17 protein-coding genes are annotated in these 26,728 nt (G+C 37.0%); 8 read left to right on the forward strand and 9 right to left on the reverse strand.

The genetic code is table 11. The features are described from left to right. Nucleotides 1-56: 56 nt before the first annotated feature. Nucleotides 57-2,414, forward strand: a complete 2,358-nt coding sequence (locus ALW18_17260; GenBank protein AOE54100.1) for an alpha-mannosidase — start codon at nucleotides 57-59, stop codon at nucleotides 2,412-2,414. A gap of 12 nt (nucleotides 2,415-2,426) precedes the next feature. Further along, a complete protein-coding gene (locus ALW18_17265) occupies nucleotides 2,427-3,617 on the forward strand; it encodes an MFS transporter (protein ID AOE54101.1) in 1,191 nt (396 codons plus the stop codon). A gap of 37 nt (nucleotides 3,618-3,654) precedes the next feature. Here the strand turns inward: ALW18_17265 and ALW18_17270 are convergent, their stop codons facing one another. Together ALW18_17270 and ALW18_17275 are read right to left on the reverse strand one after the other, a co-directional pair. Continuing rightward, a complete protein-coding gene (locus ALW18_17270) occupies nucleotides 3,655-5,097 on the reverse strand; it encodes a monooxygenase (protein ID AOE54102.1) in 1,443 nt (480 codons plus the stop codon). A gap of 44 nt (nucleotides 5,098-5,141) precedes the next feature. Further along, nucleotides 5,142-6,692 carry an oxidoreductase gene (locus ALW18_17275; protein ID AOE54103.1) on the reverse strand — a complete coding sequence of 517 codons (1,551 nt, stop codon included), beginning with the start codon at nucleotides 6,690-6,692 and terminating at the stop codon, nucleotides 5,142-5,144. A 270-nt stretch (nucleotides 6,693-6,962) separates the two neighbouring features. Between ALW18_17275 and ALW18_17280 the strand changes: the two genes are divergently transcribed. Both ALW18_17280 and ALW18_17285 read left to right on the forward strand, forming a co-directional pair. Continuing rightward, entirely contained in the window at nucleotides 6,963-7,751 is a 789-nt protein-coding gene (locus ALW18_17280; GenBank protein ID AOE54104.1) for a short-chain dehydrogenase, read from the forward strand. A gap of 102 nt (nucleotides 7,752-7,853) precedes the next feature. Further along, a complete protein-coding gene (locus ALW18_17285; GenBank protein ID AOE54105.1) occupies nucleotides 7,854-8,426 on the forward strand; it encodes a hypothetical protein in 573 nt (190 codons plus the stop codon). A gap of 100 nt (nucleotides 8,427-8,526) precedes the next feature. Here the strand turns inward: ALW18_17285 and ALW18_17290 are convergent, their stop codons facing one another. After that, nucleotides 8,527-9,255 (reverse strand): hypothetical protein, encoded by a 729-nt coding sequence (locus ALW18_17290; GenBank protein ID AOE54106.1) that lies wholly within the window; start codon nucleotides 9,253-9,255, stop codon nucleotides 8,527-8,529. 255 nt (nucleotides 9,256-9,510) lie between these two features. Here ALW18_17290 and ALW18_17295 point away from each other — a divergent pair, with 255 nt between their 5' ends. Both ALW18_17295 and ALW18_17300 read left to right on the forward strand, forming a co-directional pair. After that, complete coding sequence (locus tag ALW18_17295) at nucleotides 9,511-10,926, forward strand: MFS transporter (GenBank protein AOE54107.1); 1,416 nt, start codon at nucleotides 9,511-9,513, stop codon at nucleotides 10,924-10,926. A gap of 380 nt (nucleotides 10,927-11,306) precedes the next feature. Beyond that, nucleotides 11,307-12,458, forward strand: coding sequence for a hypothetical protein (locus ALW18_17300; GenBank protein ID AOE54108.1), 1,152 nt, complete (start codon nucleotides 11,307-11,309; stop codon nucleotides 12,456-12,458). 68 nt (nucleotides 12,459-12,526) lie between these two features. Here ALW18_17300 and ALW18_17305 read toward each other — a convergent pair whose 3' ends face one another. Together ALW18_17305 and ALW18_17310 are read right to left on the reverse strand one after the other, a co-directional pair. Then, a complete protein-coding gene (locus tag ALW18_17305; protein ID AOE54109.1) occupies nucleotides 12,527-14,113 on the reverse strand; it encodes a hypothetical protein in 1,587 nt (528 codons plus the stop codon). Nucleotides 14,114-14,508: 395 nt separating this feature from the next. Continuing rightward, complete coding sequence (locus tag ALW18_17310; GenBank protein AOE54110.1) at nucleotides 14,509-15,225, reverse strand: hypothetical protein; 717 nt, start codon at nucleotides 15,223-15,225, stop codon at nucleotides 14,509-14,511. 294 nt (nucleotides 15,226-15,519) lie between these two features. Here ALW18_17310 and ALW18_17315 point away from each other — a divergent pair, with 294 nt between their 5' ends. After that, nucleotides 15,520-16,704 carry a hypothetical protein gene (locus tag ALW18_17315; GenBank protein AOE54111.1) on the forward strand — a complete coding sequence of 395 codons (1,185 nt, stop codon included), beginning with the start codon at nucleotides 15,520-15,522 and terminating at the stop codon, nucleotides 16,702-16,704. Between the two features lie 124 nt (nucleotides 16,705-16,828). Here ALW18_17315 and ALW18_17320 read toward each other — a convergent pair whose 3' ends face one another. The 4 genes from ALW18_17320 to ALW18_17335 form a co-directional block, all read right to left on the reverse strand. Further along, complete coding sequence (locus tag ALW18_17320) at nucleotides 16,829-17,941, reverse strand: hypothetical protein (GenBank protein ID AOE54112.1); 1,113 nt, start codon at nucleotides 17,939-17,941, stop codon at nucleotides 16,829-16,831. A gap of 2 nt (nucleotides 17,942-17,943) precedes the next feature. Next, nucleotides 17,944-21,021: a hypothetical protein gene (locus ALW18_17325; GenBank protein ID AOE54113.1), complete on the reverse strand. Its 3,078-nt coding sequence runs from the start codon at nucleotides 21,019-21,021 to the stop codon at nucleotides 17,944-17,946. A 652-nt stretch (nucleotides 21,022-21,673) separates the two neighbouring features. Beyond that, entirely contained in the window at nucleotides 21,674-24,037 is a 2,364-nt protein-coding gene (locus ALW18_17330; GenBank protein AOE54114.1) for a hypothetical protein, read from the reverse strand. Between the two features lies 1 nt (nucleotide 24,038). After that, nucleotides 24,039-24,809, reverse strand: a complete 771-nt coding sequence (locus tag ALW18_17335) for a sugar transporter (GenBank protein AOE54115.1) — start codon at nucleotides 24,807-24,809, stop codon at nucleotides 24,039-24,041. A gap of 418 nt (nucleotides 24,810-25,227) precedes the next feature. Here ALW18_17335 and ALW18_17340 point away from each other — a divergent pair, with 418 nt between their 5' ends. Next, nucleotides 25,228-26,721 carry a hypothetical protein gene (locus ALW18_17340; GenBank protein ID AOE54116.1) on the forward strand — a complete coding sequence of 498 codons (1,494 nt, stop codon included), beginning with the start codon at nucleotides 25,228-25,230 and terminating at the stop codon, nucleotides 26,719-26,721. Nucleotides 26,722-26,728 lie beyond the last annotated feature (7 nt).

The raw sequence follows: 26,728 nt of genomic DNA on the forward strand, positions 1-26,728 counted from the left end.
TATTGCTTTAGTAAAGAACTGTTTATTATTATGATTTAAACTATTTATATTTAGATATGAAAAATATTATTATACAACTATTTATCCTGACTGCTATTTGTTTAGCGCCTGATAAAGCCATGAGTCAGAAATCCACTAAGAAATTATCCGATTATGTAGATCCTAATATAGGCACTGCGCACAGCCGCTGGTTTTTTTACACTCCGGGTGCTGTACCATTTGGGCTTGCAAAACTAGGGCCGTCAACAAACGCTCATCTGGGTAATGCCCAGGGTTGGGAAGCAACAGGGTATGATGACAGGGATACATCTATAGAGGGGTTTGCCTGTCTGCACGAATTTCAGGTAGGGGGTATAGTGCTTGCACCTTCTGTAGGAAAGCTACAGACAATACCCGGCAGCCTCGACAATCCAGATGAGGGCTATCGTTCAAGGTTTGATCGCAAGGATGAATTTGCTACAGCGGGTTACTACTCGGTGAAATTAAAAGACTATAATGTAAAGGCAGAACTGACGGCCACTAAGAGAGTAGGGTTTCAGCGATATACGTTTCCTAAATCATCGCAATCAAACATCATTTTTGATATTGGTAACAGGCAGGGTGAAAGTGGTGCTGTAAAAGAAGCTAAAGTTACGATATCTGCAGATGGCAGGATAGAAGGATATGTTATTACAATTCCCGAATATGTAAAGAAATATCAGGCAGGTGCCGATGTAGCGATGTATTTTTCAGCCGTTTTAGATAAAAAGCCGGCAGCATTTGGTACATTCAATAAAAAAGGAACCCAGGCAAATAGTAAAGAAATGACTGGGGAAGGGGCAGGTGTATACCTGACTTTTGATACTAAAGAAAATGAAACAATTACGGTAAAAGTTGGGTTATCCTATACTTCTGTTGCCAATGCCCGCCTTAATCTTGATACTGAGGCAAAGGACCTGAATTTTGACAAGGCCAGAAAGCAGAGCCTCACAACCTGGAATGATTACTTAGGCAGGATAACAGTAGAAGGTAAAAATGAAAACGATAAGACAAAGTTTTATACCGGACTTTATCACGCTTTATTAGGGCGTGGACTTGGAAGTGATGTAAACGGTGCCTATCCTATGAATAATGGTAAAGTTGGTCAGATACCTTTGGATGCTAAAGGCCAGCCAAAATACAATTACTATAACACCGACGCTATTTGGGGTGGTTTCTGGAACCTTACCCAATTGTGGGCATTAGCATATCCTGAATATTATGCTGACTGGATACAGGGACAGTTGCTTGTTTATAAAGATGCAGGATGGCTTGGCGATGGTATTGCTAATAGTAAATATGTATCAGGTGTGGGTACTAACTTTACGGGTCTTGTTATAGCATCGGCTTATAATAGCGGGATTACAAATTTTGATGTAGAAAAAGGATATGAAGCTGCTTTAAAAAACGAACTCGAATGGAGGGGAAGAATAGAAGGTGCCGGAAAAATGGACGTTAAGCAATTTGTTGATCGCGGTTATGTACCACAACTTGATAATATTGGTTACGACACTAATGGAGAAGGTTCGGGATTCTCGGCTTCCCATACATTAGAGTATTCGTATAGTGCCTATGCTGTAGCGCAATTTGCTAAAGCATTAGGTAAAACTCAGGACTATGAAAAACTCATGAAACTAGCCGATGGATGGAAATTGATTTTTGATAAAGAAACAATGTTCATAAGGCCTAAATATGCTAACGGTAAATTTGTAGATAATTTTGATGCGTCGCAGCCCTGGAGGGGTTTCCAGGAAGGTAATGCATGGCAGTATACATTCTATGTTCCTCATAATGTGGACGAGCTGGTTGCTACTTTGGGAAAAGACACTTTCAATGATAGGCTGGACAACATCTTTGTAAAATCTCAGAAAAATGTTTTTGGTGGGGGAACCACAATTGACGCTTTTGCCGGATTGTCCGGGTTTTATAATCATGGCAATCAGCCTAACCTGCATATTTCCTGGTTGTTTAACTTTTCTGGCAAACCTTATCTTACCCAAAAATGGGTGCATGCAATCTGTGACGAATTTTATGGTACAGAAGGAATTCACGGATATGGCTATGGTCAGGATGAAGACCAGGGACAGCTGGGTGCTTGGTATGTTATGTCTTCAATTGGATTATTTGATGTTAAAGGACTGACAGATATAAATCCATCGTTCCAGATAGGAAGCCCTCTATTTGATAAAGTGACGATTAAACAATCGGGTAAATCAGGAAATAAAAACTTTGTTATTGATGTAAAGAACAATTCCAAAAGCAATGTATACCTACAGGAAGTAAAGCTGGATAATAGAAATTTAGAAAAGCTTTCAATCGACCTGAAAGATATAAGAAAAGGTGGTACATTAAAAATGAAGGTTGACGCTAAACCTGTAGATACCTGGAATAACTAATAAAGTATTATCATGCAGAATCAAAAATCTATTTACAATAAACTGTTTCCTGTATTATTGGGCTTTTTTATAATGGGTTTTTGCGACCTTGTAGGGATATCGGTAACCTATGCAAAATTGCAGTTTAACTGGTCGGAAACAAAGGCGGGTTTTTTACCTTCGCTGGTGTTCCTGTGGTTTTTGTTACTATCTGTTCCTGCTGCTTTGGCTATGAATAAGTTTGGTCGGAAAAAACTGGTTTTAGCGGGATTATTTATTACCCTGATTGCAGTGTTTATTCCGGTGGTGTCGTTTACTGAAACTACGTGTTATATAACATTTATATTATTGGGAATAGGAAATACCGTACTTCAGGTAGCTCTAAATCCGTTACTTACCAATATAGTTAATGATAAGGTTACGAGTTACATTACCCTTGGGCAGTTTATAAAGGCAATCTCATCTTTTACAGGGCCAATAATAGTGGGGTATTTTTCGGTTCAGTTTGGCTCTTGGGAAAAAAGCTTTTACGCATATGCTGCAATAACATCTTTATCACTGATATGGTTATTCTTTACAAAAATAAAAGAAAACACAACAAGACAAGAAACGGCAAGTCTTACTAAAACCTTTGGTTTGCTTAAAGATAGTACCATCCTGTTATGTTTTATTGGTATTTTATGTGTCGTAGGGCTTGATGTGGGGATGAATATGGTTACCCCAAAATTATTAATGGAAAGAGTAGGGTTAGAGAAAGAGGCGGCCACATACGGATCAAGTTATTATTTTGCAGCCCGCACCATTGGTACTGCATTTGGAATAATAATGTTAAGCAGGTTTTCTGAAAAGCTTTTCTTCAAGATATGCATGCTCGTTGTGCTGCTTATGCTTGGTGGTTTATTGTTTGTGAATGATCAGACATTACTACTAACGCTTGTGTGTATTATAGCCTTTGCATCGTCAAGTATCTTTGCGATAATTTATACGATAGCAATCAGATTCAGGCCTTTGCAAACAAATGAGATATCGGGTCTTATGATTACAGGGGTTGCAGGGGGCGCTATATTTCCACCACTTATGGGACTGGCTACAGAAACTCTGGGTTCGCAACAAGGTTCAGTAATGATACTATTGTTATGCGCACTTTATTTGGCAATCTGCTCCTTTAGACTAAGTGTCCCATCTGCCGCGAATCTCAACGATAAAACTGATAGTTCCGCCTAATAATCAGAAGTACATATTTATACAGAATCCAGGCGCTTTATGCGCCTTTTTTCTTTAGGCAGCGTCCTCTTGGGGCATCGCCTTCATGAAGCACAATATCGGAGTGCAGAAACTGTGCCGCTGCTGCTGAATCTTTTACTTTAATGGCACTGCGTTCTAACATTTCTGATTCAAATTCATTTAGTACACTGTCTCTCAATCCTGCTGTCCTCCATTGGGAAGATCTGCATCCTTTTGCTATTCCGCGTGCTAATGTAAGTGCATCTAATAGTGCCTGATTGGCTCCCTGTCCTTTAAACGGACTCATAGGATGTGCTGCATCGCCTATTAGTGTCACCCGATTACTCTTCTTCAGAAATTCTGAATCGAGTAATTCACGATCATATACCGGATAGCCCGAAATTTGGACTTCGGGAGTAGCTGCTAAAATCTGAGGAATAGGGTCGTGCCACTGTGTCCTGCGACACGCTTCTTCTTTTAGTGCTTTTGCTCCAAGTGCACTTAAGGCTTTGGCTTCTTCTTCCGGCATAGGAAAACTGAGCTGCCACATTACAGAGTCTGTTGTGAAAGGCATCATATAGATACGCTCATTCCCGTTGGCAGTCTGAAATACAGTTGCCGAATCCAGTAAATGACTGCTAGGGTCTTCCAGAGCATTTAGCGGACAAATACCTAATATTACGATGCAGTCGAGGTAACGTAGTGGCGTAATATTGTCACCGATAACTAATTTGCGTACGGTACTGCGAATACCATCGGCACCAACCACAAGATCTGCCTTGTAGTTCTTCCTTTCTCCGTTTACGTGAAAAGTAAGATTGACGCCTTCATCTTCAGATTCTTTAAAATCAATTAACTGGTGTCCCCAATGTATTGCATCATGTCCGCCAAGTTGCTCAAGCAATGCTAAACGTAACGATTGCCTGGCAATATGTATGTTTGAACGTTTTTGAGATTCTTTCGTGTCGGGTTGCACCCATTTTCTGTTTCCCCATTCCCCTATAACTTTTCCTTCCGGAGTATGAACAACATGTTTTGTTGAAATCACGCCTTCTTTTAATGAAAAAATCCCGAACCCCTCCATTGCTTTACTGGCTTGTTGCAAAGTTAGTCCGTAACCCTGAGAACGTGCATCAAAATGGCTGTCACGCTCGTATAAGGTAAAAGGAATTCCTCTATGTAAACACGCTACAGCCAAAGCCACGCCGCCTATGCCACCGCCAATAATAGCAACGTGTGGGTAATTTTCTTCATTTGCTATTGGATTGTCGATAGAAGGAAGCAACCCCGATCCTGAACAGGTTAAGCAGGAATATAAATGCCCTTTCGGGCGAACGGGAGCCACACCTTCATTTGTTTTTTCGAAATTATCCAGCTCCATTTGATAGTGGAGCTTTGCTTTCTTGCTAAGTCCCCGGCTTTTTTTGCCGCGTCCCTTGCAGTCAATACAAACAGTCCAGTGTACCCCTTCATTTTCCATTCTATTCACGTCCTCTTTTATTTACTTTTTATAATCGCTAACGATTACCATGCAATTGGCCTGTAATCTTTCAGGAATTTTCCACACCAGTGTTTTCCTGTATTTATTCCATCAAACAGTGGATCCATAACCCTCGCAGCACCGTCAACAATATCTAATGGGGGTTGAAAATCTTCTTCCTCTTGTTTTCTTTTTGCTAATTCAGCAGGATCTTCATCCGTAACCCAGCCGGTATCTACAGCATTCATATAAATACCATCTTTAGCTAAAGTAGCGGCTGCTGTATGAGTTAGCATATTTAATGCTGCCTTTGCCATATTAGTATGAGGGTGGCGGTCGTCTTTAAATCCGTAGTAAAATTTGCCTTCCATAGCAGAAACATTTATAATATGTTTTTGCCCAGTATTATCTTTCTTCATTACTTCTGCAAGACGATTACATAGTACGAAGGGAGCAACAGAATTTACCAATTGCACTTCTATCATTTCGGTAGTTTCAATCTGGCCTAATTTTAAACGCCAGCTGTTTGTCTTACGTAAATCAATCTGTTGAAGATCGGCATCCAGTTCTCCTTCCGGGAAAACTTCGTTTGTTACCAGCGTATTATCAAATGAGTAGGGAATTTGCGATAGTTTAGCAGACGCCCTTAATCCGATACCCGGTTCGGGTCCGTGCCACGTTACCGGCATATTTTGATTAGACGAAGCACCAAGTGTCAGCGTTTTAAGCTCTTCCAGGCAATTGGTATGGTCTAATAGTAAATCCTGCACCTGTTTAGGTAAAGACGCAACAGGGCGTTCTTCATTTTCCATTAAATGGGTATAAAATCCGGAAGGGCGTCTTACCGTTTGTGCAGCATTATTAATAAGGATGTCTAAGCGACCGTACTTTTGTTCTATAAAATTGCAGAAGATCTCTACACTAGGAATGTGTCTTAAATCTAATCCATGGATTTTTAAACGGTGTCCCCATTCCATAAAATCATGCTCTTTAGCAAAACGAATTGAAGAATCTACAGGAAAACGGGTCGTAGCTACAACTGTTGCGCCACCACGCAAAAGCATAAGGGTAATATGGTAGCCAATTTTTAAACGGGAACCTGTTACCACTGCAATCTGACCTTTTACATTTGCTGTCTGGAAACGTTTTGCGTAATTAAAATCGCCGCAGTCTGTACACATAGTATCATAAAAGTGATGCAGCTTGGTGAACTGTGTTTTGCATACATAACAATTTCTGGGCGTTTGTAACTCTAACTGCTCCTTAGTAGATAAATCGGTGAAATCTAGTAATTTGGGAGCTATAAAAACAGGAGCTTCACGGGCTTCACGTATTCCGGTTACTTTACGGGCAGTCCTGTCTCTCTTTTCCATTTTTCGTTTTAGAGCCTGTTTTCCGTCTTTTTTTCTACGGACAAGTTCATCGCGATCGGGCCTTGAAAACTGACCTGCAGCTTTAATCAATGCTGTTCGCTGCTCTTTTGGAATGTCAAATATCTGGTCGGTATTAGTATTTAACTCCGTCAATAAAGCAATACATTTCTCTATTTCTTCAATGCTTATTGCATTTGGAGTTATAAATTCATCTTTCGTCATCATAAAAATCGGGTTCAATTATGGCTTACCGCCAGCGGTGCAAATATAGTTCTTATAATCTCTGGTACAATTCATTTTTATGTTCTGTTATGCCTGATTTTGAGACTATGAGACTATAATACAAATCAGTAATTTTTCGGAAGTTTTTATCAATCAGGTTAGGCAACAGGATTTTAAGAAAATACTGAGCATGCGTTAATTTAAAGCTAATTCAATGCGTACATTATATATACTGTCCTTTTGTAAGTAACTTTAAGAAAAAGAACATTTATGGAAAACACAGAAAAGAAATTCACGGGTAAAGTAGCAATTATAACGGGTGCAGATTCAGGAATTGGGCAAGCTTCAGCTGTTGCACTTAGTCGTGAAGGTGCTGATATTTTAATTAATTATCACACTGACGAAGACGGCGCAAAAGAGACTTTAAAATTAGTTGAAGAAAATGGCAGTAAGGGAATCATCCTGAAAGCAGATGTTAGCGACTATAAACAGGTACAACAAATGTTTGAGGAATGTGAACGTCAGTTAGGGACTCCCTGGATTATTGTAAATAATGCAGCTGTAAACCAGTCGGGTGTCAAGCTGGATGAAATGGATATTGAAGTTTTTGACAAGACGATACGTACTAATTTATACGGAACTTTTTATGGCTGTAAGGAATTTATAAAAATAAGGAAAGCAAATGGCAATGGAGGGAAAATAATAAATATATCTTCTATTCATGAAGAGGTGCCAACTATTGGCGGAAGTGACTATTGTGCAAGTAAGGGAGCTATACGAAATCTAACCAGATGCCTAGCGCTCGAGTTGGGGCCTTTCAATATAAATGTAAACAATGTGGCTCCGGGCATGATACTTACACCAATGAACCAGGAGGCAATAGATAACCCCAAACAGTTAAAAGAAGCCCAAAGTAATATTCCATATCAAAGGGCAGGAAAACCGGAAGAAATTGCAAAGCTTGTGGTTTATCTGGCTTCGGAAGATGCTTCTTACGCGGCAGGTCAGACTTTTACCCTTGATGGCGGTCTAAGTATAAATCTGGGGCAGGGGGCGTAACTATATTAAATTTGAAAGGCTTAGAAAATTGCCTGTCACTACGGTTAAAAACCTTCATATCCCAGGTTTTGGGAATAAATTTAGATAACTAAAAAATAGTCTATGGAAGCAATCTACAATAATGTATTTACCGAACTTAAAAAGTTTATAGATAAATCCTCAGATGATGATTTAAAAGCAGAGCTATACAGGGAGAACCTTCGACGTAAGTTTGCCATTGCACCACCTTACCTGGATACAGATTGTTTAGCTGTAGAAATTAAATCTAAGACTCTTACACATAATAACGCTCCGGAAGGTTATAATTATGTTGTTGGCGATGTCGCTAACTATGCCTACTATAGTATTCCTGTAAGAGGAAAGGTTGAATTATTAGAACATAAAATTAAGGATATCCTTGAGGCAAGCAACAAATTTGCTATAGTAAATAGCTATCTATTTGTGGAGGAATACTATTTTGAGAAAATTGAAAATAATGAAAAAGCGATTCAGGCCGTAAAAGCAGAACTACTGAAAGATCTAAATTTCATACATACCTTTATAGAACAGATCCATAAAGAATTAAAAGTATTCGGTAATAGATTAATCACTGAAATTGATATTGAAATTTCAGCAGAAATTGAGCGAAGAAACCGGAAAAATCACACGTTAAAAAAACTAAACCCCTATCAATAATAAAACCACCTTGCAACAAATTGCAGAATGCAGAATGCAGGATGAATTGATTATGCTTTATTCATAATCCGCATTCTGCAATTTGTTTAAGGTTTTGGGATTACTCATCAGTTTTTTTAACCTGTTTTTCAACCGAGAAGTGGAGTAGGAGGGCATCATCTTCAATATGCCTTACATCTTTAAGGCCTAAAAGCGTAGAGCTTATCTTTTTGCTTTTAGTCTCTCTATCAAAAAAGGTTGATGCATCTTTACTGCCATCTGCCAAGGGCAATAGAATTTGGTAAATCTCATCTATAAGTCCAAGGTCAAGGAAACTTCCATTTAGCGTGCCACCACCCTCCAGCATAAGTTTATCTATAGAAAAAAGGGAATATAGTTTTTCTACCACCACCTCAAGGTCAACTACAGATTTTCCTGCAAAAATATAAGATAAGCCTATATCCTGCAGATGTGCCAGGTAAGCATCCTGTACTTCTTCTGTTAATACGGTAATTACATGCTCTCCCTGCATCATTGGCGATTCCCAGCCCAGTTTTGCGTGTCCGTCTATAGCAATCGCATAAGAGGAAGCATCCTTAACTGCAATAAAATCGTTGCGGTCTATTTCAAAATCACCTTCCTTGTAAATTGGCTTAAGGTAATGGGTGAAATCTTTTTCCATGGTAGTTCTCCCTACTATCCATGTCGGTATGCCAATCTCATCATGGATCTCTTCATATTTCGCGGCGAGTTTTTTTACCTGCGGATGGTCACCCCAGGTTTCTGAAAGAATTTTTCCATCAATAGATGTCATCATAAGGCACGTAATATGAGGTCGACTCTGTTTCATATAGTATGATTAATTAAATTTTATTGTACATAATCTGAAAGTTAACAAAAATTGATAACACAATGAGGACTTTATAAACCTGTTAACTTTCGGTTATAAAAGTTATTATGAATTTGTCACTTTAAAGGAGATGTAACGGAAAAACATAGTCCCTAGAACGGATAAAAGAATAGTTAAAGCCTGCTATTTCTTATGTAGAATAGCTAAATTAGTAGTTACAAAAATTACAGCACTACGCCTGGAAAAATATAATGAATGCTAAGTCTTAAAAGGGAAAAGAAACAAAAGAAAAAAGAACAGGAACATATCGCCAAAAACCTATTGCCTTGGGTTACGGCAGTTGCTATGTTTATCCAGTCGTTAGATGCAACAATTCTTAACACCTCGTTGCCTGTTATTGCACGCGATATGAATTATTCGCCTACAGAGATGCATTCTGTTATTGTTACCTATGCGCTTACACTGGCTTTGTTTATACCATTATCAGGCTGGCTTGCCGATAAATTTGGTACAAGAAGCATGTTTATGCTTGCCGTTGGCCTTTTTGTTGCGGGGTCATTATGCTGTGCGCTCTCGGTTGACCTTCTTACTTTTAACCTGTCAAGGGTGCTGCAAGCGATAGGAGCCTCTATGATGGTGCCAATAGCAAGGCTTGCCATATTATACCAATATCCTAAAAATGAACTATTAAAGACCATGAACTTTATAACAGTTTTTGGCCTTTTGGGAATGGTGGTAGGACCCAGTTTAGGCGGATTCCTTTCGGATAATTTTTCATGGCACTGGATCTTCCTTGTAAATGTTCCGATAGGCCTTATCGGGATAGCAATGGCAAAGAGGATTATGCCCAATTTTAAGAAGGCAGTGGGAAGATTTGATTTTCGTGGGTTAATGTATTTTAGCCTTTCACTGATAGCAATAACAATGGTGCTGGAACTTATAAGTACCGGCCTTACGCACTGGATGCTCATCTTAGCATGCCTGCTGGTATTTAACCTGTTGGCTGTTTTCTACTATATACACTACAAAAAAACAGAAAAGCCTATTATCGATTTAAGGTTGCTTAATATTAAAACGCTGCGTGTAGGGCTTTCCGGGAGTCTGATTACGCGGCTTGGTATCGGCGGGTTACCATTGCTATTACCTCTTATGTTGCAGACAGGGTTTGGCTATTCGGCATCAACAGCAGGACTGTTATTACTTCCTTCAGCGCTTTCTAATGTGGCAATAAAGCCATTTATGGTACGTATTATTAAAGCGCTGGGATATCGAACGGTACTAATTAGCAACACTATTTTACTTGGAATTGTTCTAATCATTTTGGGTTTTGTAGAAAAGGAAACGCCAATTGGATATTATATTCTGCTAATGATATTTTACGGATTCTTTACTTCTATACAGATGTCGGCAATGAATACAATTACTTTGGTTGACCTGGATGATAATACAAAGAGCGGAGGTAATACTATGCTGGTTATTATGCAACAGCTTTCGGTGAGTTTTGGCGTATCAGTAGCCAGTGTTATATTGTCGTTCTTTCAATCCGACGCTTTCGATATGAACAGTACGCAACCTTTCCACTATACTTTTATTGTGCTGGCTATATTTACCATTCTTTCCAGCCTTACGTTTACGAGGCTAAGTAAAACGGATGGCAGCGGTTACGTTTAGATGTCTATTTTTGTTGTTGCTTATACAGCATTTCTATTACGTTATTGAGTGCGTTCTTTATTTGAGTTTGTCCTTCAGGCACTGCGGCATCAATACCGCAAAATGTACTGTTGCTTTTAGTAATATACATGTTGAGGTAGTAAATTCCGGAAATTAAAATTGCCATCGTTGCCTGAAATCTTCACTATTAAAACCAAAGTAGGTCGGTAATTGTCTGAAACTCCTTGTTCGAATTAGAGTAGTCAAATTGCTCGATGAGCATCTGTTTCTAGAATTGCTGACTTTTTTTATATTTGCGGCATCATACCAAAACGGACAAATTAACGAAGTGTAAAACCTAATCGGGCTTTTTTTAATAAATTTTATAGCAGTCCATCAAAATGAGATACATTTATTTAATTACGCTGTTGGCTTTTTCAATAAGCTGTTTTTCTCAAAAGAAACTGCCTGTAATTAGGGCAACCTCTAAAGCTGCAGTTGTATACGAAGAAGGCCAGAAGGCAATACGCTGGAATCTTAGCCCCGAAACAAAAGTTGATGCCTATACTACAAACAAATTAACCAAGCCAACATCTGTAAAGCTTAAGACCGATATTGATTCGATCAGCCTTACTTTAAAAGAAGGGCAGTACAAGGATTTTATAGTTTTGCTTAATGGTAAAGATTCGTGCTATACACGTTTTCAAAGCCCCGAAGTTAAAGATTACCGTAAGGTTTCTCCTGAAATTCACGATACAATTGCACTTGTATTAAATAAATACAATACCAATTATATTAAAGTTGTAATCAATAAAAAGGATACTTTACATCTTAATTTTGATACGGGTGCCACAGAAGTTACTTTGATTGAGGAATCTTTACAGCATAAGGTAAAAGGTGATATTAAATTGTACAATACGTTTCACGATATTGAAATAGGGGGGAGGACCTACAAATCAAAAATATATGATATTAAAATGGCAGGTCACGAGACTGATGGCCTTTTAGGATGGGATATATTTGATGGTTTAATTGTAGAACTTGATTACTATAAAAACATCATGGTGGTTCATTCTAAATTACCTAAGGCTGTAAGACGTAACAAAGCTGCCGTAAAACTGGATATTAAATATTTTAACTCCAGGTTTTTTACGCAAAACCAAATTGCGCAAAGCGGAACTACTGTTAAAGACTGGTTTCTTTTTGACACAGGTTACCAAAAGACGGTTATGCTTGATAACGACCTGTTGAAACAAGAAAATTTCCCCACAGATAAAATGGAGTTTATCGATAAGGTAATAATGCATGGCGTCATAGGTAATGAGGTTCCGGTAATAACCTCAAAGCTAGAAAGCCTTACCATCGGTAAATATGAATTGAAAAACGTTCCTGCGCAGGTTATGACAACAAGCAAAACACAGTTTGGGGCTAATGTCCATATTTTAGGCAGCGAGGTATTAAAAAGATTCAATACTTATCTGGATTTTCAGGATAACACTGTTTATCTTATACCGAACCATCATTACAACGAACCGTTAATGAATAAGTCGTAATCAAAAAATAAGCTTAAAGAAAGCTTGATAAAATTAAGATGAAGACATGCGTTTTATCTGTAGGTGCTTTATACAACTGCCAGACAGTCTTCTGATAGAGGTTTATAAAAACAGTCTTCTTCTTTTGAGCCTATTTGTTGCAGATGTCTTTCCGTTTGGTATTTATTAAAGTTATCCCATTTAGGAGGTATGCTTGTTTTCTCGCCGCACATTGAATCCAGGCAGATATTATTGTCTTTGTATTTACTATGCAAAACCGCTAAGATCTTAAAGAAGAAGTCATCTAACATTATTATAGCATCAAATTCAGATTTTAATGTGTTATAATCGCTATCTAATGGATTTAATATCTTTAGCACTTCTAAAACCTCTTTCTTTTCAACCTCATTTATTTCAGCTAAATAACCCAATTTTAAAGTTTTAAAAGCTAAATTATTCCAGGCTGCACTATCGTGTCCCCATTGTACATCGGGCAGGCTTAAAGAGTGTTCACAAATTAGAATTATAGCAAAAATCACATCCTGTAGGTACTCGGCAGGAAACTCGTCAAAGCTTCTAAATTCAAAACCGCTTTGGTACATTTTTTCCTGATTAAAATCAAGGCCAACGTCAGAAAGCAATTCATATTCCATGTCTGCCTCAATTTGATCACGCCACCAAATATTTTCTTCTTTAGTAAACTTTAGCAGCTTTCTAAAGTCTTCTACTTTATAAGTCAGTATTTTACCCTTTGGCATCGCTTTATTATAAGTTCCTAAACCTATATAGCGGGAAATAGCATTTCTCATAGAACCTAGAGTAAATTTTTTCTCAAGGTTGTATTTATCGCTTATTACGCCCATAATATCGGGACTTCCAAGAGTTGCTATAAAAAAAGGCTCAAACCATTGCAGTAAATAAATAGCGTTGGCGTGTGTTTTTTCAAAATCATTGTAATCTACAATCCTGCTGTCTACAGTTAACGAAGGCAAAGTAATATGAAAATGATAGGTACCGGTGTTGAATAATACCAAATTCTCGTGATTGGTAATGAACATATTAAGGCCATTGTTGTATTCAGGGAAATTTAATTTACCATTTAATACTGACGATTCATTAATTGTATCGAGAAATAGCTTTTTCGTGGCTCTTAACTCTTTGCATGAATCAGCGATCGTTCTATTTTCGAAATATTTGGTTACAAATTCAATAGAATCACCATCAAAGTGTACAGATCCCATCGTCTTGTTCCTCTGGGTGATCATGCTTTGAATATTGTAAGGCTGATCTTGAAGGAAAATTTCCATGATCGATTTTCCAAGATATTCAGGATTGTCAAGGGGTTTTACTTCTGTATCAGTTGTATCAGCAGTGCCAGGTGCTTGTTCTAATACTGGTAAGGTTTTGTGCTGATAGTTTAGATCTAACTTTTCCAGCGAATGGCTATTCACCATCCTGCTAACGGTATAGTTTTTCTTAAGTTCAAAAGCCTCTTTTAAGATAGGAGCCAGGCTATCCGGTTTATAGCATTTCCTATAATCGATACTGTATCTTTCAAAACCAATTTTTTCCTGTATAAATTCACCAGAAACTATTAGGGATTCTTCAAACTGCAAGTAGGTTTCGTTTTCTAATCCTATTCCCCAATAATATTTTTTAATCTGATTTTCTTTCATTTATACTACTTTCTTTTTTGTTATTAGGAACATTTATTTGGTTAAAAGCAAGAGAGATAAAACATTAGTAGATCAGTTGCTTTTACAGCTACTAAAGTTTTAGTTTGATTTTAAACGGTATGGAAATCTATTTTATTCTGAGAAACATGGGCACTTGCATCTACTGAAGTACTGATGAAAAAGTAATATTTATTGTAGGGGTGTAAAATAACTACCGCCGTAAATTACTTTTTATCAATAATTTAACCCAGATGAGCAGCTCTGTTGTTAGAGCTGTTATTAGTGGTCTTTCTAAGTTGCGAAAGTAGTTCTTTATTGTATTATTTCCAATTAGTTAAAGCGCTGGAAATCAATACGTTTTTTGAGAGTGTAAACGATGAGGTATATTATTTTGTTTAATCGTGGTAATAAAACACATATGAGGAATATAACTCATCATTCCACCAATCTTTTCTAATTTCAGAAAAGTAGTTATAATTTAGTTTTCCTGCCTGTGACTGAAGGGGATATACTACAATGCCATCCTCACGGTAAGCTTTATTTAAATCGGTTTCAGGAACAACAGGAACAATATGTCCGGATAGCCCTTTTTCTTTTCTTTTGGCGCAAATTATACCAATACCACCATTAGTATTTACCTTTTCCTGAATTTCATCAGCGGTAAACAATCTCTGCCAGCCAAAATGAGATCCCCACTGTAAAAACCAGTCATGTATCGCGCTTGAGTAAATTCGCTCTACAGTTTCCCCGAAAACAACTTCTTCATCGCATCCTTGCAGAACTCGTTCTAAGGCTTCATCTGTCCACCAGACCGTTGGCAGGTATACTTTACTAAAGAAACAGTAATCATAGGCGTATACATTACAATACGTATCTTCAACAGTTCTCTGATACCTAACACTGGCAGCAACATTTAGTTTATTAATCAGTCGGCCCAGGCTTTCTTTTTTGCTGGCAGCATCAGTTAAGTCCCTGTATTGTATTGTAGCATCCATAAGAGGTCGTTCCCTCATTTCCATAGAATCTAATCTTGATTCCGGATCGGGTAATAAATCAACTTTCTTTATTTGCTCATTTGATACCGGATTTTCATCCAGAGTATATTCTTCCATGCTTACTACTTAAAATTGATTGACCTGATGCTACAGAGCAACTAATCGTATAACTTGAATTTTACTTAATAGTAAATATAAGAATTAATGTCATTTTACAGCTATTAGGAGACTAATATCTCTTATTTTCCTAATAAAAAGAACTGCCTTGGTTTGAGGCAGCTTTATATAAATTAATATGTAATCTCTCTGAGGACGCTTTACATAATTGTTTCTTCTGTCATAATGAAGTTTTTTTTCATTGCCAATGTAATTTTGATTCGCTATATTTGAGAGTCATCAAATCTAAAAAACATGAGTAAAAGTTTACAAAAATTCTTTATTAAGTCTTTTATAATATTGCTAATTATACATTTTGCTTATTTTTTATACGGATATTTTAAATTTGAGGGAGTAAAAAATATCAACATCTATACAGAATTTTACAGATTTAAATTTTACGATGACGTTTCTATATCTCATTTTTTTGTTACCGGTTTTTTTCTGTTTTTCTTTCTTATTTTTTTAGTCCGAAATCACTCAAAACAGCAACGTACGTTTACTGATTTATTAAAAACAGGTTCATTATTGCTGTTAATTTCTTTTTTAAGCTTTTCCTTTTTTATTAGTTACAGCTTCGGTTTAAATGCTAAATTGAAAACGGAATTATCAGAAGCTAATTTTAATAAGGATAAAGTCTTATTAAACACTTTGAATTCTTTTTTATATAATTATACTTCCTACAGTTCTGAAAAGCTGTTTAATGTTTTGAATATTTTGTATCCCGAGCCTTATCCTATTATAGAGGAAAAAGACAGTACCAAAATTTCTGATGACAATTATATTACTGAAAATAGGTACTATAGTATTGATACTTTAAAGGTAATCACAACCGATTATAACAAAGCTGCCAATGTAACAAATACATTTTTTGATAGTCTTGGCATTGACAGTGACGTGCTAAAAAAGCGAGTTTTAAAGAAGACAACTATTAAGGACAGCACCGAAATTATTTATAAGGGTAGCGAGGTAAACCCACGATATGATGGTGATATTTGTATCTTTTTAGAAAACAATTCTTTGTTTAAAAATGTTGAAGGGATTCCAACGGACGAACAACAACGCCAGGTTGCTGTAATAAGGTATAATTTGATTTACAGGTACGGCAAAGATTCGCTGCTTTACAATTTTCAGAAATTAGATACCTTATTCAAAAAATACAAGATTGAAACACAGATTGTACCGGGTCAGCTTACTACAGATGTTTTGTATTATAAAGAGCATAGCAATGAATATCTAAATGCTATCAGAAATAATTTTGACAGAAAAGGGTTGACAGAAAAATTCACCACATTAGATAAACTGTTCTATCAGCCAAATTATTTACATCCTTCAATTATTAAGATATACCTGGGTGTTATTTTTGCAGTGTGGTTTGTACTGTTAACGATTTATTTTTTGTTTAGCAGAAAGAAGCTAAGAACTGACGGCAGTAATTGATTTTTTGGTAATTATATTGCATAGTCAATCTGTGTAAACTCCGGAATAAAACAAAATTTGAATCTGATACTTTTTGGATTAATCTCGTATTGTAAAGTCGCTGAATTATTTAAAAAGTCAGAAACTATTGTTGCCTGCTTTTCCAGTAGGGTTCATTTCGATAGCGAAATTCATTCATGTAAAAATACCTTAAATGTTTTTGGTTCTCAGTGAATACATTATCAACAATAGCTTCATAATCTTTTAAACTTTGGTTTGCTATGTTCATTTCAGTGAGATTTTTTACAATAGCTTCTGCACCTTTTATACCACTGTATAATGCAAATAAAATTCCTTGTGAAGATAAAGGATCAAAAGAAAGTGCAGCATCGCCTACACAAAGCAGCCTGTCGGCAATAATACTATCGGGCTTTGCCACGCCTGCCTCGTATGCGCTCTCTTCAAGAATTGACTCCTGTGTTATGGTACGCGAAAGTATTCCTGAGTCATTAAATCGGTTAAAGAATAATGTTGCATCTTTATGCATTTGGCTGACATCTTTCGGTAAGCCCTGAAATCCTATAACTCTGCTGTTATCAGGTAAAAAAGAAGTGTACCACCAACCATATGGTACAGATTTGATACGTGTTGCATGATCATCGTTTGCAACAGAAGCTGCCTTAATCCATTTTACAGCTGCCATCTGACTATCGAGGCGCATTCTTTTTACGCCAAACATCCTGCTAATTGAGGCTTTTCGTCCTGTTGCATCAATTATCCACATTGTTTTTAAATGTGCGTTACCGTTGCGTTTAAATTCAACCTTTAGTCCTATTGTTAGTCCTTTAATTGATAGTGGACTAACGCTACCTATCATATTTTCATAGATAACAACACCAACCGATATAGCTTTATCGCGTAAGGCATCGTCAAAAGCTACTCTGTTGATATGATATCCTCCGCCTTCAGGATTCTTCAGTCCCGACTGAAATTCCCATGTATCAGTGCCCCATGCAGAAATATTGGCAAGGCATTTTTTATAATCTTTACTATCTAATAAAGATTCAATTCCGTTAATTCCCAAACGGTTTAAAAGCCGTACTGATGCCCCGGGAATAGATTCGCCAATCTTTCGTCGTCCGTTATAAGGCCTGTCTACAACGCATACGGTTAAGCCTGCAAGTCGTAACGCAATTGCCGCGGCGCAGCCCGAAGGGCCTGCGCCGGCAACAACTACATCAAATTCTGTAGTATTCACAATTAATTCCCTCTTCGTTTAATTGTTAAGAACTCATTTCTTTGTTCTTCACTTGTCCATCCTGCCTCTGCCATTCTACGGTCAACAAGTCCAAGCTCGTTAAATGCTTTATTATATAGTTTGTGGTCAATCTTAAGATTATGGCTTTCTTCTTTGGTTAGGTTTTCAACATAAATATTTTCCGGTAGCCAATCCATATCTTCCGGTCGTGGCTTCGCTTCTATAATACCCATCTGACTAAAGTGTGATACCATAAACATCATTACCTCCGGCGCAGGGCTATTAGGGAACTGCCTTACCCAATTAGGCCTGTTTTGAAATGCGGCAATCCTGATATCCATTGGCTGTGATGTATCACATAACGTATGGTAATCAACATCAGTTAGCACTTGATTTGGTACGCGGGCCGGCCAGAATGTCGGCAGGTAAGGATCATATTCCATATCATAACCCGAACGGCAAAACGCAGTATCGCCCTGCCAAGGCAAAGCCATCCACCTTGTAAGTCCGCCTGCAGACTGGCCATATAATGGTCCATTTACAGCCATTACTCCATTGTTATCCAGCGTAGCGCCATATGAAGCATCTGATATTCCCTCCTCGCATTTACGAATACGGTAAGGCGCTCTATATAAAGAAGCGTTACGCATAGGCCATGTTAGTTCTGCTCCCGGGTGAAAAGCATCTGCCAGGCAAAAATGCATTGCCGACCTGTCCAGCATTTCCGGCTGCTTCTGAATATCTATTTCTTCAATATTGTGCGGTTCTTTTTTGTTAGCATCATAGTCATTTATAAAGAGACCTTGTACCCAGTTGGTAAGAACGTACGTGTAAAATGGAGGTAACTGAAGATATGTAGATGCGGCTGGTGGAAGATTAGGGTCCGGATTGGTATATCCAAATGCATCGCCGTAAATAGACGGCCACGCAGCAATTTCGGCAGTTTGAGTATTAGTAGGCCTGAAACTGTTATATATGCCACGGCGCAGTTCCGCATACGGATCAGGATACATTGTTGTATCCATTGGCACAAAAGACAACTTCCTCATTAGTTCCGGATCGTTAAAATCCATCGGAGCACCCGCACCAAACAAAGAAAGGAATCCTTTGTTAACCCATTGCAACTCGCTAAGGCGCTGAAGTATTGGCCTAACATGATCGTTAAAGGATATTCTTTGTGGTACGCTCAACATACCCGATTGCATATATACATTTTGTAAAAGATCATCCATAGTTCTCCAGCCTACAAGATCCGGCGCAAAATTGGGAGGTGCAGATGCTACCCACGCAGAATCTGCATCGTAGTCAATACCACCAATAGTAACCTTTGCATATACGGGACCATCGGCAATGTCGTCATACCAACCATTGGCATTATTAAAGCTGTTAGGGTCTTCAGGTCTGTAAACTGGCTGATTCGACGGACTTGCTGAAACACCGAAACCAGGTAATACCAATAGTCGTCCGGCTTCATCGGTTCTAAGTTCACCAAGCGTTACAGGAGTACCTTCAAAATTTCCGCTCATAACATAGCTGGAATCTTTCATATTTACTCCCATTATAACGGTTTTACCCGCATCTATAGATAGTGTACTCCTGTCGCCACCTTTTATTGTAGGATTTCTTAATGGGACTGTAAGGCTTACTGTAGCCGGAATATCCAACGCGGCATTAAACTGATACCATGCAGCTTTTTTATTAGCCAAATGTACTGACCACTGAATAGTGGATTTTTTGGTATGCTCAACTTCTCCAACTACATTGTTATATTTATCGTACGCGTAAATCCTGAAACGGGCAGCCTGACGTTTTATGGCACCTCCTGCATCTCGTGTAGATCCAAACTTTGTTGGTTCAGGATGAAATACTTCGGGGCCAATGTAGTATCCGTCCGGACTGTCTCCAACTCTGGCAATACCTATTCCTGGATGTATCTTTACATGTGTTATCCTTTTTATCTGGTCTTCTGTAAGCTCTTTGGATTCCGGTTTGGGTTTGTGGTGAGGGAAAGGGCAAACAGGATTTTTAATTTGCGGTTCCCCCGGTTTTACAGGCTCAGTTACGGGCTGGCTGTTCATTTCCCTTCGATAATTAGCACTGGTTTGATAAACGCTTACGCGCGCCTGCGCTATACTGCCAACGGGCTGGTTATCTAAAGGAACCCTGCCTATATTAAACGAAAGCCAGTCGCCATATATCTCCTGCTCATCTTTATAAATGTCCTGTTTTTCTAAATGAATAGTTGCAACTTTAACAGGCACAGCAATTTTTTCATCCCATATAACTGTAGCACGATCTAACGGGAAGTGTTCTTCAAGGTATGCTTCTCCGTATTCGGCAGCATCAGGCCGTCTCTGAATATAAATATCTAAACTGGCGTGTCCTAATGCCATACGGGCAGCAAGATCTTTAGCCATAAAATCGGGGTCATTGGTGTCTACATCTCCAGCAAAAGTAGATTCTCCGGGACGAAGTACATATTTACAATAATTATCGGGCCCTAGCTTAAAAGGCACAACACTCCACAACTGCGTTTCAAGCACAGAAAGCACAGGTTTCGCCATTTTATCTAGAAGTTCGTTCGTGTCCGGAGCATTTTGCTGCACCCAGTCATCACCCCAACCTTCAAGACTCGCTTTTGTAAAATTACACATATCGCTGGCATTGTCTACAAAAAAGAATGGTACATTCTGCAGCAATAAATCGGCAGTATTTGCATCATTATCAGTTATGAATTTTTCACCCGGAATATCAAAAACCTTAATTCCTATTCCAATTGTGCTCATCCAGTCCGGTCTGCCATCTGAAAGGTCAGAGGAATAGCGCACATATACCGGATGTGTACCGGAGTCTTTAAATATACCATATTGAAGGTCTTTGGGTAATCCTTCCGGTATCGTAAATGTACCTTTGATTATACCGTGTGTACGTAAAAATACCGGCCTTCTTACAGGACACTGACCCTGATCGACTCTTTTCTTTTGAACAAGGTCGCAAAACATATGCCTAAGGCATTCAATTGGATCTTCACACCCGCAGGATGTATTGTCGTGACTTTTGTTTTGAAGAATACTTTTCATAAATGATTAATTGTTAGTTTTTGTAAATCAAACCTACAATTTAAACATCTCTGATATGTAAGTAAAAACACCTGTTTTAAAACGACGGGGTTCTACTGTGTTTCTACCTTGTTACCGGATTATTTATTACCGTTTAACGGAAGAAATAGCATTTATATCGTATTCAGTGTATTTATTAATAGCTTTTAGTTATTGATAGTTACAGATTCTTAAATTAAGTTCTATCGCAACTGTGATTAATTATCTTATTTTTCTCTTTCACGTCGCAAATCATATCAACTGACGTTGAATTTTAACTTTTGAAGAATTTAGAACTTTGATTTTCCTTACCGGGCTGTACAACAATTAAAATATAAAATCCTTTGGGAAGCTTTTTTATGTCTATAGCATGACTTTCCGTTTACTCAATTTCAAAAGATTCAAAGTGTTTTTACTGAAAGATAGGTAATTTTAAAGTCAGTAATCTGGTTATATCGTTTGCAAAATGAACAGTAAGATAATCTTTAGCCGCATTAGGATAGGCATAACTTGAAATTAGCTCTAAAACAATGCAGAGTGTTGGGTAGCTCATGTTATTCAAATGTCTTTGCAAAATATTGTTTCGAGCAAGCTTTAAATGAAAGTTAAAGAATTCTACATGTTTCTTACGATCTTACGATCGAAATCCTCTTCTTTTTATTGACTTAAAAAAAGACTTTTTTCGGTCATTATATTCATAACCGTAACCATAGCCGTATCCATACCCTTTATTGTAGTTAACATCATTTATGATAAGGCCAATATTCTTTAATTTTTTGTTTAAATACATATCTTGTAGTACTGTCGTTAAGCGTTTGTCTAAATAATTAGAACGTGCTATAAACAAGGTGGCATCGGCATACTCGGCGATAATTTGAGTATCGCTAACCATTCCTACAGGAGCAGTGTCAACAATTACATAATCATATCTGTTTTTAAGTTCGGTTACAATTTCTTTAAAACGCTCATCCATTAACAGTTCCGCCGGATTAGGTGGAATAATACCCGCAGGCAGAATGTCAAACAGATAGTTGTCGGGTTGCTTTAAAATAACGGTATTTACATCAACGTCATGATTCGCTAATAAAGTAGTGAGCCCCATATTTTTAACCGTTAAATTTAGGTAATCTAATATTTTTGGAACACGAACGTCTGCCCCTAATACTATTACAGTTTTTTTAGTTAATGCTAAAATCTGGGCGAGATTTACAGCCGTAAATGTTTTGCCTTCGCCAGGTAAAGTTGATGTTACATAAATAACTTTGCCATATGTTGTTTTAGGCAATATAAAGTTTAGATTAGAACGTATGATGCGTAATGACTCCGCCAAGCCCGAACGGTCGTTAGATCCTGTTATTTCATCATCACTTGTTGGAATATCACCTAAAAAAGGCCCGGAGTATATTCCGTTAAAATCTTTTTTATCCTTAATGGTATTACTCAACAAAAACTTTAAAAATAATAAAGTAAAAGGGACGAAAAAGCCTAACAAAATACTCCAAAAATAGACGCTGCTATTTTTTGGCGTAACTGGTGTATTGGTGGTGTAAGCCTCGTCTACTATTTTAAGTGTATCTATTGTTGCAGTCGCTCTAATTTCTGCCTCTTCACGTTTTTGTAATAAAAACAAATAAATCGCTTCAACAATTTGCTGCTGACGTGCAATATTTCTAAATCCTCTTTCCTGCTTTGGTAATTTTTTCAATTTATTGTTTAAACCACCCTCTGTATTTTGTAGCAAATTCAGTGACGCCTGAAGATTACGAACATACATTTTAAGGCTGCTTAATATATTAATACGTAGATCTTCTATATTTTTTAGCAGCGTAACCATTGTGGGGTTATTAGGGGTCATTGATTTACTGTACTGTTGTTGTTCAAGAACCAATTGGTTGTAATTGCTTATAGTTTCGCTCAAAGCAGCGTCTTGTATTCCTATATTGGAAGGTAGAAGCGAATTTTTATTATTTTGCAACGTTTGCTGCAAATGCTGTGCTATTTGCAATTGGGCACCTTGGGTAACTACCTCCTTATCTGCAGCCAGCGCATCTGTTAAAAACATTACTGCCTCTGTTTCGGTATTGTTGAGATTGTTTTTAGTTTTATAATCTTCCAGATTTTTATCTACATTTTCGAGATCAGAGGTAATTAGCTGTAAACGTTCATTTATAAAGCTGGCTGTAGCCTCTGCAAGTTTGCTTTCATCTTCTTTACTTTCCAGGCTATAGCTGTTAATAAGGCTGTTAACGATTAAAATAGCACGTTCTTTAATGTTATCTACCAATGCAAAGTTTACAATCATAGAATTTGCATCATCATCAGGAGTAACAGAAATTTTTTGTATGTATTTCTGAACTGTAGAGGTGATAGGCTGAAACTGTATATTTACCACCTTTCCAATATTATTTACATTGGGAATAAATGTTACTGCCCCTAAAGACGTTGGTATAGGTTGGTAATAATGGTAAATACCAGGTTTTATCAAATCACCTTCGACAATCTCAAATTGTTTAAGGTTAATTGTTTTTATTTCAAGTTTTCCACTAAAGTTATAAGAGGTATATGCTGTATCCTGTTCAAATTTGATTTGCACTGGTGAATGTTTCGCCAGCACTTCGATCTTAGTTATGTTACCGTGGTTGAAATAGTTTACGTTTAATCTACTTTGCTGTATAATTTTATACATTAAACGACGGGATTTCATAATTTTTATCTGGTCATTTACACTGGCATTGCTGTTTGTTCCCGTAAAGCTAGCCGTAGCATCAGTCAGGGCTGCCAGTTCTGGAGATGCTTTTGATTTATCATTTAATAATATCTGAGCATTTACTTCGTAGTTTTTATTAGCATAACGTAAGTATAACACGGCAAATAATAAAGAAATTACTATGGATATAGCAAACCATTTCCAGTAGTAAAAATACTTCTCAAATAGTTCTCTTGGGTTTGCTATTTCAGATGGGTTACGAAAAGTTATCTCCTGTTTATTTGTTTCCATTTTATCTAGATAATACTGCTATTACAGAAATAATGATGCCTGCTACTGAAATGAACAGACTATAATTTACTACTGACGATTGTATTCTTGCCTTATTGGGTTCTACATATACCACGTCATTTTGTGCCAGGTAGTAAACGGGTGAATTCAATGCTTCTTTTGACGTAAGATCTATAAAATAGGTTGTTTTTTTTGAATTATATTCCCTTATAACCATCACATTTTCTCTTTTACCCTGAATAGATAGGTCGCCTGCCAGTGCTAAAGCTTCAATTATTGTAATGCGTTCATTTGGTAGTGTAAAACTCCCAGGGTTATTAACTTCGCCAATTACGCTAATTTTAAAATTGGTAAAGCTTATGTTTACTCCCGGATTTACTATGTAATTATTCAGTTTGCTTTTAAACAGTTTTATAGCTTCATACCGTGTCATACCGCCTAAGTTAACTTCTCCTAAAACAGGAAACTCGATAGTACCTGCTTCCGAAACGGTATATACATTTTGTGGCGTTTCGTTAGGAGAAGATCGCATTTGATATACACTTGCCTGATTAAAAGCTTCTGTTGCTTTTACGTCAGCTGCTGAAATTGAAATCGACAGCATGTCGTTAGGGCCAATTCTAGGTACATTTTTCTCGAATGACGTATTTAACTCTGCATCTCCCTGAAAATACACGATTTTTTTTCTGGACGCGCACGATGTAAATACAATTGCGAGTAAAAAAAAAGCCAATCCTTTAAAGGTATTTATTATAGTTTTATGGGAATTCATTAATAAAATAAATATGATGGTTAGATTGTGATTGATAAAGTTTAATTGCTTCTGATATCCGTCAATTTTTCAAGTTCTAAAAGTACTTTTTTTTGCATAAAATAATCATATTTTAGTACTTAATTTATTCTTATAAGGAATAATTATTGTTATATTGTTTTGATTTGTTGTAAAATAAACTATTTTTGATAGCGAAATTATCCTTTGCCAACTTGCAAAGGTAGATTCATAATGTGTATAGTTAACTTCAATCTAAATGCCCCCTGCATTTGGCTATCACATCATGTAATTGTAATATTATTTCTTATTGTAGTATTAAGTATGTATTTAATGTAAATATTTAACATTTTATGTTGTCTCTTTATCATTTAATATATAGGGTAAAAAATTCTTTTAAAAGAATCTAGTTAGTAAAAAGATGAGCCAGCTAAAAAAAGGAGTGCTTTTTTCGTATATAAATATTTTTATAACTAATATAACTGGTTTAGTTATAACTCCGCTTATAATCGCTGCACTCGGAAATTCTGAATATGGCTTGTACACACTTATAGGAGCATTCGTGGGATATATTTCAATTCTCGATTTGGGGTTAAATAACACTGTAATACGCTACGTAAGTCAATACCGGATAGAAAATAAGAAAAAAGAAGAAGAGAATTTTTTGGCTACAGTATTTATAATTTATTTGATAATAGGCCTTTTGATTGCCGTAGCCGGATATTTTTTCTATATAAAAATTGAAGACGTGTTCGGAAACTCACTTACTCCGGAACAGTTAGAAAAAGCGAAGGTTATGACTATCTTTTATATAGCCAATATCGCAATATCTCTTCCAGGGGGAACATTTTCGGGTATTTGTTTTGCATACGAAAGGTTTTTCTTTCCAAAGTTATGGGCTATTGTTGTTAAGCAAATTCTCAGAACCATTGCTATACTTTGCATTTTATATTATGGAACTAATGCGATTGGTATTGTGATACTGGATTCTGTTGTGAATTTACTTTTTATTGCCGGAACAGTTGTTTATACCTTTTACGTGCTTAAAGTTAAGGTCAGACTTCATGACTTTAAGTTTCATTACTTTAAGACGATATTCCAGTATTCATTGTGGATTTTTATTTTTGGTATAGTGTTTCAGTTTCAGTGGTCTGCCGGGCAGGTAGTATTGGGAATTAATCACAACACAAAAATTGTAGCAGTATATGCTGTGGGCATAATGTTGGGAATATACTTCAGAACATTTGGAAATGTAATCAACAGCTTTATACTTCCAACAGCTGTGAAATCGGTGAGTAATCAGTTGTCAAATGATGAGCTTTCCCAGCAAATGATAAAGGTAGCCCGCGTAATATTGATTGGGCTACTGTATATACTAGGAGCATTTATTTTATATGGACATGACTTTATTATCTTATGGATTGGTTATAGCTACATCGATTCATGGTTTATAGCACTATTGGTTATGGCTGTAAACATCATACCTATTAGCCAGGGATATGCAAATACAATATTAGAAGCCAGTAACAAAGTAATGTTCAAAGCACTATTATTTCTCGTTTTAAGTGTTTTGGGTGTAGTCTTAGGTTATTTTCTCTCGATAGATTACGCAGGGAAAGGTATGATTATAGGTACCACAGTCATGATTGGGGTATCTCAAATTGTTATGTCTATATATTATCAAAAAAACCTGGGTTTAAATATGATAAGGTATTTTCAACGTGCTCTTTTACCCCTTTTATTTGGTGCTTTGATTGCCGTATTTCCAAATTATTTAATCAGGCACTTTATGAAAAGTCAGAATTGGGGAAATTTTATTTTGCAATGCACCCTGTATACAGTGGCTTATGGAACAGTTTTATTTTTTTTTATGAATCCTTTTGAGAAACAACTATTTAAAGTAATAAAAAAATAACACCTTC

Source organism: Flavobacterium psychrophilum (assembly GCA_001708385.1).
In the GTDB taxonomy this organism is placed as follows: Bacteria; Bacteroidota; Bacteroidia; order Flavobacteriales; family Flavobacteriaceae; genus Flavobacterium; species Flavobacterium psychrophilum_A.

Coding starts and splice junctions, on each gene's coding strand:
- ALW18_17260 (AOE54100.1), top strand. CDS start 57: ATGAAAAATATTATTATACAACTATTTATCCTGACTGCTATTTGTTTA.
- ALW18_17265 (AOE54101.1), top strand. CDS start 2,427: ATGCAGAATCAAAAATCTATTTACAATAAACTGTTTCCTGTATTATTG.
- ALW18_17270 (AOE54102.1), bottom strand. CDS start 5,097: ATGGAAAATGAAGGGGTACACTGGACTGTTTGTATTGACTGCAAGGGA.
- ALW18_17275 (AOE54103.1), bottom strand. CDS start 6,692: ATGACGAAAGATGAATTTATAACTCCAAATGCAATAAGCATTGAAGAA.
- ALW18_17280 (AOE54104.1), top strand. CDS start 6,963: ATGGAAAACACAGAAAAGAAATTCACGGGTAAAGTAGCAATTATAACG.
- ALW18_17285 (AOE54105.1), top strand. CDS start 7,854: ATGGAAGCAATCTACAATAATGTATTTACCGAACTTAAAAAGTTTATA.
- ALW18_17290 (AOE54106.1), bottom strand. CDS start 9,255: ATGAAACAGAGTCGACCTCATATTACGTGCCTTATGATGACATCTATT.
- ALW18_17295 (AOE54107.1), top strand. CDS start 9,511: ATGCTAAGTCTTAAAAGGGAAAAGAAACAAAAGAAAAAAGAACAGGAA.
- ALW18_17300 (AOE54108.1), top strand. CDS start 11,307: ATGAGATACATTTATTTAATTACGCTGTTGGCTTTTTCAATAAGCTGT.
- ALW18_17305 (AOE54109.1), bottom strand. CDS start 14,113: ATGAAAGAAAATCAGATTAAAAAATATTATTGGGGAATAGGATTAGAA.
- ALW18_17310 (AOE54110.1), bottom strand. CDS start 15,225: ATGGAAGAATATACTCTGGATGAAAATCCGGTATCAAATGAGCAAATA.
- ALW18_17315 (AOE54111.1), top strand. CDS start 15,520: ATGAGTAAAAGTTTACAAAAATTCTTTATTAAGTCTTTTATAATATTG.
- ALW18_17325 (AOE54113.1), bottom strand. CDS start 21,021: ATGAAAAGTATTCTTCAAAACAAAAGTCACGACAATACATCCTGCGGG.
- ALW18_17330 (AOE54114.1), bottom strand. CDS start 24,037: ATGGAAACAAATAAACAGGAGATAACTTTTCGTAACCCATCTGAAATA.
- ALW18_17335 (AOE54115.1), bottom strand. CDS start 24,809: ATGAATTCCCATAAAACTATAATAAATACCTTTAAAGGATTGGCTTTT.
- ALW18_17340 (AOE54116.1), top strand. CDS start 25,228: ATGAGCCAGCTAAAAAAAGGAGTGCTTTTTTCGTATATAAATATTTTT.